General features: G+C 47.5%; 19 protein-coding genes. 15 read left to right on the top strand and 4 right to left on the bottom strand.

The genetic code is table 11. The annotated features are described in order from the left end of the window. Positions 1 to 5 precede the first annotated feature (5 nt). Positions 6 to 191 (bottom strand): YjfB family protein, encoded by a 186-nt coding sequence (locus GT1_RS07550; protein ID WP_075756082.1) that lies wholly within the window; start codon positions 189 to 191, stop codon positions 6 to 8. Positions 192 to 875: 684 nt separating this feature from the next. Between GT1_RS07550 and GT1_RS07545 the strand changes: the two genes are divergently transcribed. Continuing rightward, positions 876 to 1,640, top strand: a complete 765-nt coding sequence (locus GT1_RS07545) for a ThiF family adenylyltransferase (RefSeq protein ID WP_188398352.1) — start codon at positions 876 to 878, stop codon at positions 1,638 to 1,640. A 97-nt stretch (positions 1,641 to 1,737) separates the two neighbouring features. On the opposite strand, the gene GT1_RS07540 is transcribed toward GT1_RS07545, so the two are convergent. Continuing rightward, a complete protein-coding gene (locus tag GT1_RS07540; protein ID WP_075756081.1) occupies positions 1,738 to 1,932 on the bottom strand; it encodes a hypothetical protein in 195 nt (64 codons plus the stop codon). Positions 1,933 to 2,550: 618 nt separating this feature from the next. Between GT1_RS07540 and nifH the strand changes: the two genes are divergently transcribed. The 11 genes from nifH (at position 2,551) to GT1_RS07485 (ending at position 13,764) form a co-directional block, all read left to right on the top strand. Continuing rightward, complete coding sequence (nifH, locus tag GT1_RS07535; RefSeq protein WP_075756080.1) at positions 2,551 to 3,378, top strand: nitrogenase iron protein; 828 nt, start codon at positions 2,551 to 2,553, stop codon at positions 3,376 to 3,378. A gap of 30 nt (positions 3,379 to 3,408) precedes the next feature. Further along, positions 3,409 to 3,735, top strand: coding sequence for a P-II family nitrogen regulator (locus GT1_RS07530; protein WP_075756079.1), 327 nt, complete (start codon positions 3,409 to 3,411; stop codon positions 3,733 to 3,735). 15 nt (positions 3,736 to 3,750) lie between these two features. Then, positions 3,751 to 4,158, top strand: a complete 408-nt coding sequence (locus GT1_RS07525; RefSeq protein WP_188398196.1) for a P-II family nitrogen regulator — start codon at positions 3,751 to 3,753, stop codon at positions 4,156 to 4,158. Positions 4,159 to 4,183: 25 nt separating this feature from the next. Then, positions 4,184 to 5,797, top strand: a complete 1,614-nt coding sequence (gene nifD / locus GT1_RS07520) for a nitrogenase molybdenum-iron protein alpha chain (RefSeq protein WP_188398195.1) — start codon at positions 4,184 to 4,186, stop codon at positions 5,795 to 5,797. 1 nt (position 5,798) lies between these two features. After that, positions 5,799 to 7,187 carry a nitrogenase molybdenum-iron protein subunit beta gene (gene nifK / locus GT1_RS07515; protein ID WP_188398194.1) on the top strand — a complete coding sequence of 463 codons (1,389 nt, stop codon included), beginning with the start codon at positions 5,799 to 5,801 and terminating at the stop codon, positions 7,185 to 7,187. A gap of 20 nt (positions 7,188 to 7,207) precedes the next feature. Further along, complete coding sequence (nifE, locus tag GT1_RS07510) at positions 7,208 to 8,563, top strand: nitrogenase iron-molybdenum cofactor biosynthesis protein NifE (protein ID WP_188398193.1); 1,356 nt, start codon at positions 7,208 to 7,210, stop codon at positions 8,561 to 8,563. Between the two features lies 1 nt (position 8,564). Then, a complete protein-coding gene (locus GT1_RS07505) occupies positions 8,565 to 9,896 on the top strand; it encodes a nitrogenase component 1 (RefSeq protein WP_188398192.1) in 1,332 nt (443 codons plus the stop codon). 25 nt (positions 9,897 to 9,921) lie between these two features. Beyond that, complete coding sequence (gene nifB / locus GT1_RS07500; protein ID WP_188398191.1) at positions 9,922 to 11,163, top strand: nitrogenase cofactor biosynthesis protein NifB; 1,242 nt, start codon at positions 9,922 to 9,924, stop codon at positions 11,161 to 11,163. A 67-nt stretch (positions 11,164 to 11,230) separates the two neighbouring features. Beyond that, positions 11,231 to 11,845, top strand: a complete 615-nt coding sequence (locus GT1_RS07495; protein WP_188398190.1) for a Fe-only nitrogenase accessory AnfO family protein — start codon at positions 11,231 to 11,233, stop codon at positions 11,843 to 11,845. 4 nt (positions 11,846 to 11,849) lie between these two features. Next, entirely contained in the window at positions 11,850 to 12,926 is a 1,077-nt protein-coding gene (locus GT1_RS07490; RefSeq protein ID WP_188398189.1) for a hypothetical protein, read from the top strand. Beyond that, complete coding sequence (locus GT1_RS07485) at positions 12,913 to 13,764, top strand: homocitrate synthase (protein ID WP_188398188.1); 852 nt, start codon at positions 12,913 to 12,915, stop codon at positions 13,762 to 13,764. The genes GT1_RS07490 and GT1_RS07485 overlap by 14 nt, the downstream gene beginning before the upstream one ends. 208 nt (positions 13,765 to 13,972) lie before the next feature. Here the strand turns inward: GT1_RS07485 and GT1_RS07480 are convergent, their stop codons facing one another. Continuing rightward, the gene (locus GT1_RS07480) at positions 13,973 to 14,134 is read right to left on the bottom strand and encodes a hypothetical protein (RefSeq protein ID WP_158027065.1); all 162 of its coding nucleotides are present in this window, start codon (positions 14,132 to 14,134) and stop codon (positions 13,973 to 13,975) included. Between the two features lie 26 nt (positions 14,135 to 14,160). Beyond that, positions 14,161 to 14,331, bottom strand: a complete 171-nt coding sequence (locus GT1_RS07475; protein WP_158027064.1) for a hypothetical protein — start codon at positions 14,329 to 14,331, stop codon at positions 14,161 to 14,163. Positions 14,332 to 14,491: 160 nt separating this feature from the next. On the opposite strand from GT1_RS07475, the gene GT1_RS07470 reads away from it, so the two are divergent. The 3 genes from GT1_RS07470 (at position 14,492) to GT1_RS07460 (ending at position 17,086) form a co-directional block, all read left to right on the top strand. Beyond that, entirely contained in the window at positions 14,492 to 15,010 is a 519-nt protein-coding gene (locus GT1_RS07470) for a hypothetical protein (protein ID WP_188398187.1), read from the top strand. A 28-nt stretch (positions 15,011 to 15,038) separates the two neighbouring features. Next, entirely contained in the window at positions 15,039 to 15,680 is a 642-nt protein-coding gene (locus GT1_RS07465; RefSeq protein ID WP_075756068.1) for a lactate utilization protein, read from the top strand. A 227-nt stretch (positions 15,681 to 15,907) separates the two neighbouring features. After that, complete coding sequence (locus tag GT1_RS07460; protein ID WP_188398186.1) at positions 15,908 to 17,086, top strand: L,D-transpeptidase; 1,179 nt, start codon at positions 15,908 to 15,910, stop codon at positions 17,084 to 17,086. Positions 17,087 to 17,536: the final 450 nt, after the last annotated feature.

The raw sequence follows: 17,536 nt of genomic DNA, 5'->3' as shown, positions 1-17,536 counted from the left end.
TTATATTAAATAGAAATGTCAATAGTATTGCCTAAATGGGCTGGAGATAGCGCCGGTCCTGCGCCCATTAATTGAAGCAGACTTTGACTTTGGTCTGTCGCGGTATCCATCACCTTTTTCATCATGAGGATACTGGCTTGTTGACTAACATTGGCTTGTGCAGCCACCGTGGCAAGTGCGGCAATGTCCATATTGCTTCGCCTCCCGTGCTATTATATGTAAATTATACTATCTTATGGCATAATTAGTCAACGTATGCCTTACTTTGACAGGTTATGTAGCGCGAGAGCAGTTTATAGCCGAAGCCGTTTGCAGTAAATGCAAAACTGCAAAAGTGTAATATTGAGTTAATTGAAAATAATATTACGACATGATACAATTAAATTGTATATAATAGTTTCTTCATAACGGACAATTGTTTGATTAAAGATTATTGAACGGGAAATGAATGTATCATAGTACTTGCTGCATCTGCGAGCGGTAACATCATGTACAAATCAGCTTTCCGACAGTACGGAAGGCTTTTTTCCTATAGTACCCCAAAATAATTGGTCTAAAATAGCTTAAACCTCATATACTGTTTAATGCAGTATTAAAGTTAGTACTTTACTTGAATGGGGGCTCAGTCCCAATGAGAAATAGTCGATTTTATTTACCAGGGAATAATTTAGGAGGTGGCAGAATGTTGGTGCATATTCAATGTGGAGCTGTTATGGAAATTGATCAGGAGGGCAATCATGTTTGCCCGAAATGCGGTAAGGTAATTAAACCACGCATTTCCCGTAAATAGCTGGCAATAGAGCGGTTGACTGGTCTGGGTGATTTTGTTACACTAATACAATATGGCAGACAAGGTAAAAGGTAAGGGTGACAATATGCTGCATGAGTTTTCCCGGACAGAGTTATTAATTGGTGCAGAAGGCCTCGAAAAACTGGCACAAAGTAAAGTAGCTGTTTTTGGCATTGGCGGCGTCGGTACGTTTGTGGTGGAAGGGCTAGTGCGCTCAGGCGTTGGCAAGTTTGTGCTGGTGGATGATGATTGTATCTGCCTGACGAATATTAATCGGCAACTGCATGCTACCAGAAAGACTATTGGCAAACCTAAGGTTGAGGTTATGCGTGATCGCATTCTCGAAATTAATCCTAAAGCCGAAGTGACTGTCTTTCAGGAATTTTACATGCCAGATACGGCAGCAGGCTTGATTGCTGATGATTATACGTATATCGTTGATGCTATCGATACGGTTACTGCCAAGCTGGACTTGATTATCCAGGCTAAGTCCAGGAACATTCCGGTGATTTCCTCCATGGGAGCCGGTAATAAGCTGGACCCGACTCAGTTTGAAGTAGCGGATATTTTTAGCACTTCGGTGTGTCCTTTAGCTAAGGTAATGCGGCAGGAATTAAGAAAGCGCGGTGTAGCTTCCCTGAAAGTGATTTACTCCAGGGAACAACCGCGTAAGCCTGTGGAAACCGAGAGTTCGAGCTGTAGTGTTGGTTGTGTGTGTCCGCAGGGGACGACACGTAAATGTACGACCCGTCGGCAAATCCCGGGCAGTATTGCTTTTGTGCCGTCTGTTGCCGGTCTCATTATTGCCGGTGAGGTAGTCAAGGATATTATTAACAAGCAAAGTGAATAAAAGAAGCTTTATGGGCTATCCCCATAAAGCTTCTTTATATATATGCCGGTTCAACCTGTACAGGCATATTGAGATATTTGCGTTGCGGGAAACAGGATTACTTCTTTTCGGCACGTTTTTGGTTATATACTTCCCAGGCGGTCATGACTTTTTGGCGGGAATATTCCAGACGCTTGGCAGTTACTTTACTGCCGCCTCTTTCACTTTCAGCAGCAAGGTCATAAAGCGTGTTGTTGATAGAACCTACTATGGCTGTAAGCAATTCGTGTATTTCATCTTTGGACGATTCCATTGACAGGGCCTCCGTTCTTAAAAAAATTATCAGCAGCCTGCCGGTGGGCGGCAGGCTTTTACTAGCTTTTGCCGGATTTCATTTAGATTATAACGACATATTTATGGAAAAGCAAGGATACGGAAAATTTTTAAGCTATCGATAATTTAATTTTCCGAATTTATCCAGAACCTATTGCAGGGGGCTATTATCTATGGTATAGTTCTTTTAAACAAATATGGTTTTCAGCAATGGCGCTATGGGAGCAGAATTTTTTTGCCCCATAGTTTTTGTTTTTTTAGCTGGAAACCATGTAACATAATATGTTTAAAAAGCAATGAGGCTTACTGCATGGATGCGTGCGGTAAGCCTTTGTCCTTTTTAGGCAATATAAGGAGGTGAGAGAGTTAACGCATAAGTAAGGCTTCACAGGTATTACGAGTACCTGTGAAGCCGGGGGCCATCGCATTTCCCAAGTGACGGCAAGGGTTATTTGATATGCCCAACTTCATTATATTCCATGCACTGACAATTTTCAATAGAGTTTGGGAGTATAGGCTTGGTTGAACTCAGTCAGGGCGAAATAACCCGGCAGCCGGAGGAACTCATTAGTCAGTGAATAAAGAGGAGGCGTTTTTAATGAGACAGGTTGCTATTTATGGTAAAGGTGGTATTGGTAAATCGACTACCACACAAAACACAGTGGCGGCATTGGCTGAGGCTGGAAAGACAATTATGGTAGTTGGCTGTGATCCTAAGGCGGATTCTACCCGCTTGCTGCTAAACGGTTTGTGCCAAAAGACGGTACTGGATACGCTGCGTGACGAAGGCGACGATATTGAACTTGAGGATATATTAAAGCCAGGGTTTAAAAACACCCGCTGCGTGGAATCCGGCGGACCGGAACCGGGTGTAGGCTGCGCTGGCCGTGGCATAATCACCTCGATCAATATGCTGGAATCACTGGGAGCATATACTGATGAAATTGATTATGTATTTTATGACGTATTGGGCGATGTTGTCTGCGGCGGGTTTGCTATGCCTATCCGCGAAGGCAAAGCCGAAGAAATATATATTGTAGCCTCAGGTGAACTGATGGCTTTATATGCGGCCAATAACATAGCCAAAGGCATTCAAAAATATGCGGTATCAGGCAAAGTCCGGCTCGGCGGCATCATTTGCAATAGCCGGAAAGTAGATAATGAATTACCACTCTTGCAAGCCTTTGCTGAAGAACTGGGTTCACAGTTGATTCATTTTGTCCCCCGGGATAACTTGGTGCAGCGTGCAGAAATCAATAAAAAGACAGTTATTGATTTTGATCCCGGGGCAAATCAGGCTAATGAATATCGCGCACTGGCAAAGGCCATTGATGAAAATAAAATGTTTGTTATTCCCAAACCCATGACCCAGGACCGTCTGGAAGAGCTGATGATGCAGCACGGCTTTCTTGATGCCATTGCCTGAGCAAAGTGACGAAAATGAGGAGTGATTGTAGTGATATTAATCAGAGCCATTATTAGACCGGATAAGAAGGACGAAGTGTTGGCCGAACTGTCGCAGGCTGGATTTAATGCGGTCACTGTTATGGATGTTGTAGGCCGGGGCAAACAAAAAGGCATCAAAATCGGCGGTGTTGTGTATGATGAAATCCCTAAAACGCTGTTGTTAATGGCAGTACGGGCTGAATATAAACAAGAAATAATTAAAGTTATCATGGAAGCCGCCAAAACAGGTGAAAAGGGAGCATATGGCGACGGCAAGATTTTCGTCAGCCCTGTTACGGAAGTATATACCGTATCAAGCGGCATGAAAGAACTGTAAAGGAGGGCGATCGCCATGAAGGAGATATTTGCCATTGTGCGCATGAACAAAACTGGTGCTACCAAGAAGGCGCTGGTCGAGGCCGGTGTGGCCGGTTTTACTGCCGTCAAGGTAAGCGGGCGGGGTAAGCTGGTAGATGATCCGGCTGTGGTCGCCGGGCGGAAAGCGGCGATGATGGCTTTGGCCGATGCCGATGAAGCCGGTGCGGAAGCGCTGATTGACGGTTTTTTGGATGGACACCGGTTATTCCCCAGACGGCTATTTATCATCCTGGCTCATGATGAAGATGTGCCTAAAATTATTGAGGCCATTATGCAGGCCAACCGGACGGAGCACAAGGTAGGGGACGGAAAAATATTTGTTATGCCTATGCTGGATGCCATTCGGGTTCGTACCGGTGAATCCGGTAAAGACGCGGTGTAAAAGCAAGGAAAAAGGGGGGAGCAGCATGGCTGTTACTGAAAAAGAATTACAGGAAATTCTTGAACAATATCCGTCCAAGGTACAGAAAAACAGGAAAAAACACATTCTTATCAAGGACGCAGAGCAAATGCCTCAGGTAATTGAAGCAAATACCCGGACTATTCCCGGCATTATTACTAATCGCGGCTGTGCCTACGCCGGTTGCAAAGGTGTGGTGCTTGGCCCGCTGAAAGACATGGTGCATATCACCCATGGACCGATCGGCTGCGCCTATTATACCTGGGCTACCCGCCGTAATAAGGCCAAGTCTGAGGAGCCAGCGCAAAATTTCATTAATTACAGCTTCTCTACCGATATGCAGGAAAGCGATATTGTATTTGGCGGAGAAAAAAAACTGGCCAAAGTCATTGATGAGGTGGTGGATATCTTTCATCCCAAGGCAATTACCATTTCAGCTACCTGTCCGGTAGGACTCATCGGTGACGATCTGGGAGCTGTGTCCAGAGCGGCCGAAGCCCGGCATGGCATTCCGGTACTTGCTTTTAGTTGCGAAGGGTACAAAGGGGTCAGTCAGTCGGCCGGACACCATATTGCCAATAATATTCTTATGGACCGGGTTATCGGTGCAAGTGACCTGGAGGAAGCTGCCGGCAAGTATCCTATCAACATTCTGGGGGAATACAACATTGGCGGCGACAGCTGGGAGATTGAACGGATATTGAAGGAAATTGGCTATACTATCATTTCAGTTATGACTGGTGACGGTTCGTATGAAGAACTCCGGAATGCGCATGTTGCCGAACTCAATCTGGTACAATGCCATCGTTCAATAAACTATATTGCCGAGATGCTGGAAACCAAGTACGGCACACCCTGGTTAAAGGTAAATTTTATTGGAGTTAACGGTACTGCCGAGTCCCTCAGAAACATGGCTGTGTATTTTAGCGATCCGGCGCTTATAGAAAAAACCGAAGCAGTGATCTCGCGGGAACTGGCGCGGATTGAACCGCTGATGGAGCAGTACAAAAAGATTTGTGAAGGCAAGACCGCTTTTTGCTTTGTCGGCGGCTCACGCGGCCATCATTATCAGGGCTTATTCGCTGAACTGGGAATTGAGACAGTACTGGCAGGCTATGAATTTGCCCACCGGGATGATTATGAAGGACGGCAAGTCATTCCTACCATAAAACCTGATGCCGACACCAAAAACATTCCCGACCTGCATGTTAGTGCCGATGAACGGCGTTTCCGGCTGAAGCTGTCTCCGGAAAAAATGGAAGAATTAAAGCAGAAGATACCGCTTAGTTACTATGCGGGTATGAATATCGAAATGAAAGATGGCAGCATCATTGCCGATGATCTTAACCACTTTGAAACAGAGGAATTTATTAAAATCCTGAAGCCGGATATTTTTGCTTCCGGTATCAAAGATAAGTACGTTGTGCAGAAGATGGGTATTCCCGCCAAACAATTGCATTCTTATGATTATAGCGGTCCCTATGCCGGTTTTACCGGGGCAGTGAATTTTGCCAGAGATGTAAGTATGGGATTTGCCTCCCCTACCTGGAACTACATTGTGCCACCCTGGCAGGATGAACCGCTGTTAACCGGCACGGTAAATGAGGAAGGAGTGGGCTGATATGCTGGACTGTACACCAAAAGAACGAAAAGAGCGTAGTAGCGGCGGCATCATAAACCCGGCGAAAACCTGTCAGCCAATTGGGGCTATGTATGCAGCCCTGGGGATTCATAGCTGCCTGCCTCACAGCCACGGCTCGCAAGGCTGCTGCTCTTTCCACCGGATGCACTTATCCCGGCATTTCCGGGAACCGGCGATGGCATCGACTTCGAGCTTTACTGAAGGCGCTTCGGTTTTTGGCGGCGGTGCTAACTTAAAAACAGCCATCAAAAATGTTTTTTCTATCTATAATCCGGAGGTCATGGCCATTCATACCACCTGCTTGACGGAAACTATTGGCGATGATATTCCGAGCATTATCAAATCTGCTGAAATTCCTGAAGGTAAGTTGGTTATCCACGCTAATACCCCCAGTTATCAAGGGTCGCATATTACCGGATTTTCCAATATGACTAAGGGGATGGTCAGTTATCTGGCAGAGGCCGCTTTAACGGTAAAGAAGGAGCAGGTCAATATTATTCCCGGTTTTGTCAATCCCGGCGACATGCGGGAAATTAAACGGATAGTAAAGGCTATGGGCATTACCTTCATTATGTTTCCCGATACTTCGGGGGTTCTGGATTCCCCCTTAACAGGTAAGTTCTCCATGTATCCCAATGGTGGCGCTACCGTTGATCAAATCAAAGACAGTGGTAACTCCAAACTGACACTGGCGTTCGGTCGTTTTGCTGCCAGCGATGCGGCTGAACTGCTTGCGAAAAAATGTCAGGTTCCGGCCACCGTGTTAAAGACGCCCATTGGGATAAAGGCCACCGATGCCATGCTTATGGCTTTGCGCCGGGCCTTTTCTCAAGAGATTCCTGCCGAGCTGGAAGAAGAGCGGGGTCAGCTGGTCGATATTATGACAGACACGCATTTTCACTTTCATGGCAAACAAGTAGCTATATTTGGTGACCCCGATATTGTTACCGGTTTAACTGAATTTGTTCTCAGCCTGGGTATGAAGCCTGTTCATATACTGACAGGCACACCCGGTGGGGCTATTGGCTCAGGTATGGGAAGTTTTGAGGAAGATATTACCGACATGGTGTCAACGGCAGGCATTAAGGCCAATGTCAAAGCAGGCGGCGACCTGTTTACCTTCCATCAGTGGATTAAAAATGAGCCGGTAGATCTGATCATTGGCAACACATATGGTAAATATATTGCCCGGGCTGAAGACATCCCCTTAGTGCGGGTTGGGTTCCCGGTGCTTGACCGCAGTGTTCATTCCTATTTACCGATTGTTGGGTACCGGGGAGCCATGCGATTGCTCGAGAGTATCAGCGGGGCGCTGTTAGACCGGGCTGATCGTGATGCGGCTGACGAAGATTTTGAATTAGTTATGTAAGGGAACTGGGGGTGGAGCGAATGAACGAGACAGCTGCAGCTATCAATGAACGAGAAGATTTTATTGCCACCAAAGGCCGGCGTAAAAATACCTTGAAATGTGACGCTGACAGCATTGCCGGTTGCATCAGTCAGCGGGCTTGTGTGTATTGTGGTGCCAGAGTGGTCCTAAATCCGGTGACAGATGCGATTCACCTGGTACATGGGCCGGTAGGCTGCGCCAGCTACACCTGGGATATTCGCGGCAGCCTCTCCAGTGGCTCCGAACTGTATCGCAACAGTTTTTCCACCGATTTACGCGAACAGGATATCATCTTTGGCGGGGAAAAGAAACTGGCCGGAACGATTGATGACCTTGTGGCCAAATACCGGGCCAGGCTGGTATTTGTGTATTCTACCTGTATTGTCGGTGTTATCGGTGATGATTTAGCGGCCGTGTGCAAGGCGGCGGCCGTCCGTCATAATATAGAAGTTATTCCAGTAGAATCAAGCGGCTTTATCGGCAATAAATCAGCCGGTTACCGGGCAGCATGTGAGGCCTTGCTGAAAATCATTGATCCGGTTGACCGGCACGACGCGGCCGCCAGCTTTGCTATCAACTATTTGGGCGATTTTAATCTGGCCGGTGAGGCCTGGATTATCAAAGACTATCTAGCCCGGATGGGGATAAAAGTTAATGCCGTATTTACCGGTGATTCTACCAGCGCTACTATCAAACAAGCGGCCAGGGTATCGCTCAATATCGTGCAGTGTGCCGGGTCTATGAACTACCTGGCAGGCAAGCTGCAGGAGCTGTATGGCATCCCTTATCGTCAGGTCTCCTTTTTGGGGGTAGAGGACACCGCCCAGTCGCTGCGCAGTATTGCTGATGCTATGGGTGGTGGTGAGATCAGGGCCAAAGCCGAGGTGCTCATTCGTCAGGAAACAGACCGGGTAATGCCGGTTATCAAGCAATACCGGGAAAAACTTGCAGGCAAAAAAGCAGCCGTCTATGTCGGCGGTGGTTTTAAGGCCATCTCGCTCATTAAGCAGTTTAGGGAAATTGGCATTGAGGTAGTTATGGTGGGTACTCAGACCGGGCGGCAGGAAGAGTATGACACCATTCATGAGCTGGTCACCGATGGGACGGTTATCTTAGATGATGCCAATCCGGCAGAATTGGAGCGGTTTATGACCGGTCAGGGCGCGCACCTCTTGGTTGGCGGCGTCAAGGAGAGACCGCTGGCATACAAGCTGGGGCTGGCCTTTATTGACCACAATCATGACCGCAAACATCCCTTGAGCGGCTATGACGGTGCTATTAATTTTGCCCGGGAAGTGTATTCAACGGTGTGTTCGCCGGTATGGAAATATACTGTGCAGAAAGGAGGTGTCTGATATGGAAAATCCTTGCCACATGTGTATGCCGATGGGCGGGATTCTGGCACTTAAAGGTATTGAAGGCGCTATGGTTATGGTACACGGCTCACAAGGCTGCAGTACTTATATGCGGCGGCATATTGCCGAACATTTCAATGAACCTGTTGATGTCGGCTCTTCCTCGCTTAACGAAAAAGGAACAGTATATGGCGGGGAAGCCAATCTGCGGCAGGGACTGGATAATATTATCCGTGTGTATCAGCCTGGATTGATCGGAGTTATTACTACTTGTTTGGCTGAGACCATCGGGGAAGACATTATCAGAATCGTAAATGATTACCGGCAGGAACACCGGTTGTCACTGCCTATTGTTGCCGCTAATACACCTGGATATGGCGGCAGTCATAGTGACGGCTACTGGCTAACCGTGCGGCGCCTGGTTGAAACTTTGGCCACCGGGGCTGAGCGGCATAACAAAATAAATATTATTGTACCCAACATCAGCCCGGCAGATATCCGGGAGCTCAAACGTCTGCTAGCTGTAATGGAGTTTGAGTATACTCTGTGCCCGGACATCTCGGAGACGCTTGACCGGCCTTATCTGCCCTCCTACAGTAAGCTGCCGGCAGGGGGGACGCCAATCGCCGCGCTTTGCCGCATGGGTGGAGCGCCGGCTACCATTGAATTTGCAGTGACGATAGAGAAGGATGTTTCGCCAGGCCAATACCTGCAAGACACCTTTGGTGTACCGTTGTATTCTATACCTATTCCGATTGGTATGGAAAACACCGATGCTTTTATGGCTGTGCTTGAGACCATTAGTGGCCGCAGACGGCCGCCGGTATTGGCTGATGAACGGGGACGGCTTATCGATGCCATGATCGATTCGCACAAGTACAATTTTTCCGGACGCAGCGCTATTTTCGGAGATCCGGAACTGGTCTATGCGCTGACCCAAACGTGCCTGGAAAATGGTATTTGTCCAATTGTGGTCACCGGGGACAAAGGCGGAAAGCTGGCGAAGCTGCTGCCGCTAAACGAAATGACAAACGAAACAGTAGTGCTGTCAGATCCTGATTTTAATTTAGTCAGAGAACAGGCTAAGGCTGGTGCTGTCAATATCGCCATCGGTCATTCTGATGGCCGGTTTCTTACCGAACGGGACGATATCCCGCTGGTGCGGCTGGGTTTTCCTATTCACGACCGGGTAGGCGGCCAGCGTCTGTTATCTATAGGATATACCGGTACAACGCTTGTATTAGACCGGATTACCAATACACTGCTGGCAGCTAAGTACCAGGATTATCGTGAAAATATGTTTGCTAAGTACTATAAGCAGCCTCAAATTTAACAGGAGGAAAGGGGGTGGCCGCTCTATGTCGAGCGTGCTTACCGATAAACATCCTTGTTTTTCCGCTCAAGCTCAGCATCAATATGCCCGTATGCATTTGCCGGTGGCCCCACGGTGCAACATTAGCTGCAACTACTGCAGCCGCAAGTTCGACTGTGTTAATGAAAGCCGTCCGGGCGTAACCAGTGAAATACTGTCTCCCCAGGAAGCCAGAGAAAAGTTTGAACAGGTGAAAGCGGCAATCCCTAACCTTAGTGTTATCGGGATTGCCGGTCCGGGCGATGCTTTGGCCAACTGGGAGGAAACCCGCAAGACGATTGAACTGATTAAGCAGGAAAATCCCGAAATTCTTGTGTGTCTGTCAACAAATGGGCTATTACTGCCTGAATACGCGCCGGAACTTATTAAACTTGGTGTACGCCATGTCACCGTTACTGTTAACTGTATTGATCCGGTCGTGGGAGCACAAATCTATGGCACTATCAATTACGAGGGCAAACGCTATATGGGGGTGGAAGGCTCTAAAATCCTGATACATAATCAGCAGGAAGGCATTATGTATTTGGCCGGTCATGGTGTAAGTGTCAAGGTGAACCTTGTCATGATGAAGATAGTTAATGATTGGCATATACCTGAGGTAGTAAAACGAGTCAAGGAGCTGGGCGCATGCATGACAAATATCATGCCGTTTATTCCGGCACCTGGCAGCGTATTTTCCGGTTTACCGCAAACCAGTATGAACGAGGTTGCCGCTGTCCGGTCAGTCTGTGCCGGTGAAGTAAAACAGATGACTCACTGCCGTCAGTGCAGGGCGGATGCCATTGGTCTCTTAGGCCAAGACCGTTCTTCGGAATTTAGGCGTCGCCTAAGAGAGACTGAGCCGGTTGAACATAAGCCAGTCCCGTTTACCGGATATTGCAAGGTTGCCGTTACAAGTAAATTTGGCAAGCTGGTTGATCTGCATTTTGGGCAGGCGGAAGAGTTTCAGATTTACCATGTTAGTGGCAGACGATATGAATTAGTGGAGACGCGCCGGTTGGAAAAATACTGTGGCGGTACTGCCGAGTGCGTTACCGAAGATCAACGGCGGGATGGGATTCTGGCAGCATTGGCTGACTGCCAGGCGGTGTTGACCATGCGCATTGGCTATCCGGTACAAAAGCGTTTGCTGAAGCGGGGGATTATGTCGGTAGAGTATTGTTATACCGTTGAAAGCGGACTTTTATATACGGTAGAACAGCTTGCATTAAGAGCTGCCGTTGGTTAGTGCTGCAGCCGGTAATAACATGAAGTATATCACCGGCTGCAGCACTAGGCGAAAGGAGGGGGATGTGGTGCGGGAAATCGCAGTGTTTGTTGGCGATAATGGCAGTACTGCTGCTTTGGCGGAACCGGGAAGAGTGATTGTATACCAGCGGCAACAAGGAAAATGGAAGCCTGTGCGTGAGATTCTTTTTTCCCTGGAACGTTCCCTTGGTATGCCGGAGGTGCGGCGGCAGTTAGCCGCTATGCTTGAGGCTTTGGGGAATTGCCGGGTGTTTGTTGCCCGGACGGTATCCGGCCTTTTGTACAAGGAGCTGGAACAAGCAGGATTTAGTATCTGGGAGTTTGCCGGACGGCCAAGTAGTTTCTTGGAATATATTCTGGTTCAGGAAGAGTTTACTGTCCGCCAGCCTGCAACGCTTCAAACGGTAATCCCTGCCAGCATGGAGACAGAACCCGGGTGCTACCAGGTATCTTTAAAGGAAATTCAACAAAGCGGCAGTGGTTTGACATCCAAGCAAGTATTACAGCCGCTGTTAAACGGGAACTTTCATTGTGTTGAGGTTGTTTGCAGTCATATTCCGCCCTGGTTGGAAGCCGAGTGTGCGTGTGGACGGTTTGACTGTAAGGTTGAGCGGTTGGCTGAGGGTATTAAACTGGTAATAAAAAAGCAAATTTGCGGGTGAGGATATGAGGCGGTTAACTTGGCATGATCAGACGCTGAACACAGCTATTCACTGGCAGTGCAGTGACAGACAATTGGAAGAACTGGCACGTCTGCTGGCCGGATTAGGCATTAGACAGGCCGACATCTGCCTTGATGGATGGAGACGGTACTGTCCGGACTTGAAGGGAGTGCAAAAGTATCTTCACTTACGGGGCAGAACCAGCTTAGCTGAGCCCGAACTGGGACTGGCCGAACAACTTGGTATGAAAGGGGTGGCTTTAGTTTGTAATGCAGCCCGGCAAGACCGGTTTAATTTATTGCTTGCGTCTGCTATGCGTGATGCTGACAGGCGTTGTTTGCAAAGCTCACTTCAACTGGAAGACATAGCTGTGTTGAGCGCGCCGGAACTGGCAGCTATTGCTGAACAGGTTAATGGCTATGATGTTGCCAGTATTATTTATGATGACAGAAAAGCAAAGGGCGACCCATTGTCTGCCTTTGAACAGCTGGTTATTATTATCCGTAAGGTGAACTGTCCGGTAGAGGTCTGCTTAGGCAATGCCTTTGGTTTGGCAACCGCCAATAGTTTGGCCGCCGTAAAAGCTGGTATTACTCACATTACGACAGCAGTAGCCGGTATTGGCGGTTATGCCCCTTGGGAGGAAGCAGTTTTCGCAGTCAAGCAACTGCTCGGTTTTGACTATGAATTGCCGCAAGACATGGCCGGTATCTGCCAGCAAGCGGCTGCGGTACTGGAACTTAGCGTACCTGAGAGCAAAGCTATTATTGGGCAGTCTATTTTTGCCCATGAGTCTGGGCTGCATGTTGACGGAGTTATTAAGTCCCCGGAACTGTACGAGCCTTTTTCCCCGGAGTTAGTGGGACTGAAGCGTCAGTTGATTATTGGCAAACATTCCGGCAGTATTGCTATAAAAACAAAATTTTCCGCCTGGGGGATTGGGTTGGAGGATGTTGAATGCAAACACCTGCTTGACCGTGTGCGCACATTGGCTGTCAAAAAGAAAGCAGCCATTACGGATACTGAGTTACTGCAATTGTACCGGTCAAGCTTAAAGGAGCAAAACTATGCAAGAACTTAAACAGGCAGTTATTGTTGATACAACCCTGCGGGATGGTGAGCAGGCTGCCGGAATTGCATTTACGGCCCAGGAAAAGCTGGCCATTGCCACGGCGCTGGCTCAAGCTGGCGTAACTTGGATTGAGGCAGGCACTCCAGCTATGGGGCGGGAGGAAGTCGAAGCACTGCGGCTGATTGTTAACGCCCGCCTAAAGGCTATTGTGTTTGCCTGGAACCGTGCCTGTCGCGGGGATATTGAGGCTTCGCTGGCTTGTGGATTTGAGTTTTTGCATATTTCTGTACCTGTATCTGATCTGCACATTTACCAGAAATTGAAGAAAAGCCGGGAATGGGTATATCAGCAGCTAAAAGAAGCGGTACTTTTTGCCCAGAGTCATGGCTGCTACATATCAGTGGGCGCCGAAGATGCTTCCAGAGCTACTCCGAAACAATTCCTGGAGCTTGCTGAATATAGTGCCCGGCTGGGAGCGGTACGCATCCGTTATGCTGACACCATTGGGAGGCTCGATCCTTTTAGTACAAGCAGCATTATGAAGTATCTTGCAAGATATTGTCCACTGCCGATTGAGTTTCATGCGCACAATGATTTGGGGTTGGCAACCGCAAATACCCTGGCAGCCATGCAAAGCGGCGTCGTGTTTGCCAGCGTGACGGCCGCCGGTATTGGCGAGCGAGCAGGTAATGCTGCACTGGAAGAAGTGGCAGCGGCCATGAAGGAAATATACGGCACATCCAGTAGTATTGATGTAGCAGCAGCAAAAAAAATAGGCTGCCAAGTGGCAGCCCTGTGCGGCAGAAAGATTTTCCCGTATAAACCGGTTATCGGGACATTTTTTTGAGCCTGCCAGAATGTATAACTGCATTCTGTTGATAAGAACCACTAAGGCTCTGCCGTGACGCACCTGGATGGCATAGCAATTCGGCCCGGCCTGAGAGCCTTGGCACAAGCCAAGGCTTTTTCTTATGACCACGCCGGGTAAGATTCGTATTTCTAGGTTAGCAGCAGTTAAGTCGTCTCCGTATTATTTTCTGATTCTTATGCCCATATTAAAAGAATTGAGGAGACTGTCTGTTGCGAATTCTTTGCGGATGGGCCTTTTGAATATTTTCCTGGATTTCCTCATTGGTTCTCGGGCTGGCTAGTACTGTAACTGAGGAAAGGTTTTTGCTGAATCCTTTACCATGAGCATACTTAATGGTAGTTTTCACGGCAGGACCTCCTCTGACTGTGACTATTAATTGGAGAAGCGCTGATAAAATTCCCGGTACTTTTTAAAGGCGGGATCTGATTCTAAGTCTTGGTCAGGACTAAGCTCAAGTGTAGCTTTCGGGCAAAACTCTGAGGAAAATTCACAGGAGTTGCTTTCGATGCAACTATCGCAACCCAATGATTTGCGCTGCAGCATAAAATACCTCCTGAACGAGTATTGACGTAACATGCTAACGCCTATTACTAGTTTCCGGAAAAATGGGTGTAATTATTACAAGTATTTATAATAATTTTGTTGGAGTCCATCTAGATGGTATAATATAGTAATAAAACGGTATAAGAAAGTGGTGGAATGGATGCAAACAGGCCAGGTTGGTCAATTATATGAATATGGCCAGGACAAGCTTGAAGAAAAAATTGTTTATCGTTTAGATAGAGATGGTCATGGCCTTGTGATTATTGAAGCAGGAATTGCTGCCCGGGAAGTAGAAAGCATTGCATATGGCAGTGTCGAATTAGGTTTATATATTGATGGCCCCATTATATTTTTGCTTTTCAAATTTGGTACAAGCAGTTGGAACGATGCACCTTACTCCTGGCATACCGTACCAAGGGACTTGCGCGCGTATCCGGTGGAAGTGGCAGATGCAGATATACTAAAAGTTACTTTGGTTGACGCTGAGGACGGCCTTATCCGGGCTGTACGCAAAGTGGCACTGGCTCCCGCATTTGCCGATGCACTGAATGCGGCGATAACGGTTCAGGCAAATGGCAGTTTTAACGGACTATCTTATGCCAAACATATAAACAGCGTGTACAACCAGTATACGGCTGAAGACATGGCTGACCTGGCCGCTATGCACATGGTTTCCTGAACTCACATAATAAATGGAGGGATGTACAATGAGTGAATTTACAAACTGGCACAACCAAACCATTGGGGAAAAACTTGTAAAAGCACTGGAGAAGAACAACTTTATCGCTAGCTATGTCAACACCAGGCAGGAAGCTTTGGACAAACTCGCGGCACTCATTCCGGCTGACGCCACTGTTGGTATTGGCGGCTCATGGACAATTAAAGAAGTAGGAATTGACACCTTGTTGGAAGAACGGGGAAATACGGTCTTCAATCACAACAAGCCGGGTTTGTCTAAGGAAGAATCGATGGCGCTGCGGCGTAAACAAATGACTTGCGATATTTTTTTGACAGGTACTAACGCCCTTACCTTACAAGGCGAACTTGTTAATGTTGATGGTTCTGGCAACCGTGCGGCTGCTATGATTTTTGGCCCCAAGAAAGTCATTGTTATCACCGGTATTAATAAGGTTGTAACAAATACCGATGCCGCGATGGAACGGATTGAACTCTATGCTGCTCCCATCAATAACAAACGTATAGGTCTTCCCAATCCATGTACCACGACCGGCCAATGTATGGACTGTCAAGGGCCGACCCGGATCTGTAATGTTACAACAATTATGCACAAAAAGCCGTTAGGTACCGAGGTTGAGATCATTATTATCGGCGAAGAATTAGGCTTTTAGGGATAACGCAAAAGGTATAATTAGGCGGGAGTACGCGGGTACTCCCGCAATTTTTTTAGGCTTGTACAACTAATTAACGCATACTGCCAGGATTCCTCTCATATATGTTATTGTCGTAGGCATTTGTCATATGAGGGGATGACTGCATGGGTATGCGCATGTGTAGAAGGGTTCTTTGGGTAATTTTTTGTTTAGCTTTATTTGCTCTGCCTGGTTATGCTCAGGCTATGGAGCAGGAAGCTTTATCAAAGATCATTATCAATATCCCGAGCCGTACGTTGGAACTATATAAAAACAATACACTTGTTAAGGAATATCCAGTAGGCGTAGGCAAGCCTTCCATGCCGACACCTACCGGAGAATTCTCCATTATTGAGAAAGAAGTTGATCCCTGCTGGTATCCTCCCGGCAAAGACTATATAGTGCCGTCAGGCCCGGATAATCCGCTGGGGTATCGTTGGATAGGTTTTGCCCCTTTATATGGCATTCACGGCACCAATGCTCCCTGGTCCATTGGTTTGGCCGTTTCCAATGGTTGTGTGCGAATGCAGGAAGAGGACGTAGAAGAATTGTTCGAGCTTGTCGACTGTGAGACTTCTGTTTCCATAGAATACGAGCGGATTAAGGTGCGGGTGGATGCGCGCGGCAGAGGCTCTATCGGTATTTACTCCGATATATATGGACGGCAGCCGGTAACTCTGGCAAGTGTTAAACAAGCTTTAGCGCAAGCCGGGTTAGACGGATTGGCGGATGAATCATTTTTGCGGGCATTAATTCGGGATATTCCCGAAAAACAGGTGGTTTTTGCCCAATTTCATAATCTCAAAATAAATGGGGTATTGCGACCGGAACGCATTGTCTCCAGAGAAGGGCAAAAACAAGTGCCGGTACTGGCGCTGGCTGAGAGTCTGAACACCTTCGTGAACTGGAATGAAGATCAACAAACTCTGACCCGGCAAAATAAGACTGTACCAGGCATTAAGCACGGTACTACCGTGTACGTTAACGCCGAACATTTGCCAGACTTGGTTGGCGGGCGCGGCATCTGGGATGAAAGTGAAAATTGTTTAGAGTTAATGCTGCCGGTAGCCAATTTTGACGGTCAACTCTTATCAGGCGACATTGTGCGTGTCGGCAATCACTTTGCCATTCCGGCCCTAACGCTTGCCAAAGCATTAGGTGAACGTGTAAAATGGCAGGCTGATACCGGTCAATTGTTTGTGCAGGGCAGACCGGCGTCAGTTATGGTAATAGCGGGACAGCCGTTTGTTACCAGCGATACTATAGGGAAAGTATACAATGTGGCCGCTGCCTGGGACGATCAAACCCAAACGATGAATCTGTCATATCCACTGCATCCTATCGATTATTCCATGTACCTCAATCCTGGTGATGAATTTCTTTGACGATAAAGTAGACTTAACTTCAGGTGGGGTTTTAACCCCATTTGAAGTTAAGTCGTCCTTATCCAGGGGCTTAACTGCTCGCCTGTGCCCGTAGGGGTATAACTCCCGCTTGCAGAAGCGGAGTCTTAGAGCGGGTTAGTGATCGGATAATTATTTATGGTTAAGTAGATTGACATAAGGGGATGAGCATGCTAATATAGACAAGCTGCCTCACTACAAGTGACAGTTAATCAGTAGTTGTGCAGCGAAAAAAACAAACAAGATTATGTTGACACGATAGAATAACCGTGATAACATATAGAAACGTCATCGCGCTGAAACAGCGCAAAAAACTCCCGGACAAGCGCAAGCAATAGCATGTTCGAGAGACATCGTTCCCTGAAAACTGAACAATGTAAGTAATGCATCATAAAAAGCCAGATGTGCGGTGCTCAATGAGCACTTTAAATA

Source organism: Sporomusa sp. GT1 (assembly GCF_014634905.1).
GTDB classification, from domain to species: domain Bacteria; phylum Bacillota; class Negativicutes; order Sporomusales; family Sporomusaceae; genus Sporomusa; species Sporomusa sphaeroides.
The sequence above is the reverse complement of the archived record's forward strand: the minus strand, read 5'-3'. Positions and strand labels throughout refer to the sequence as shown.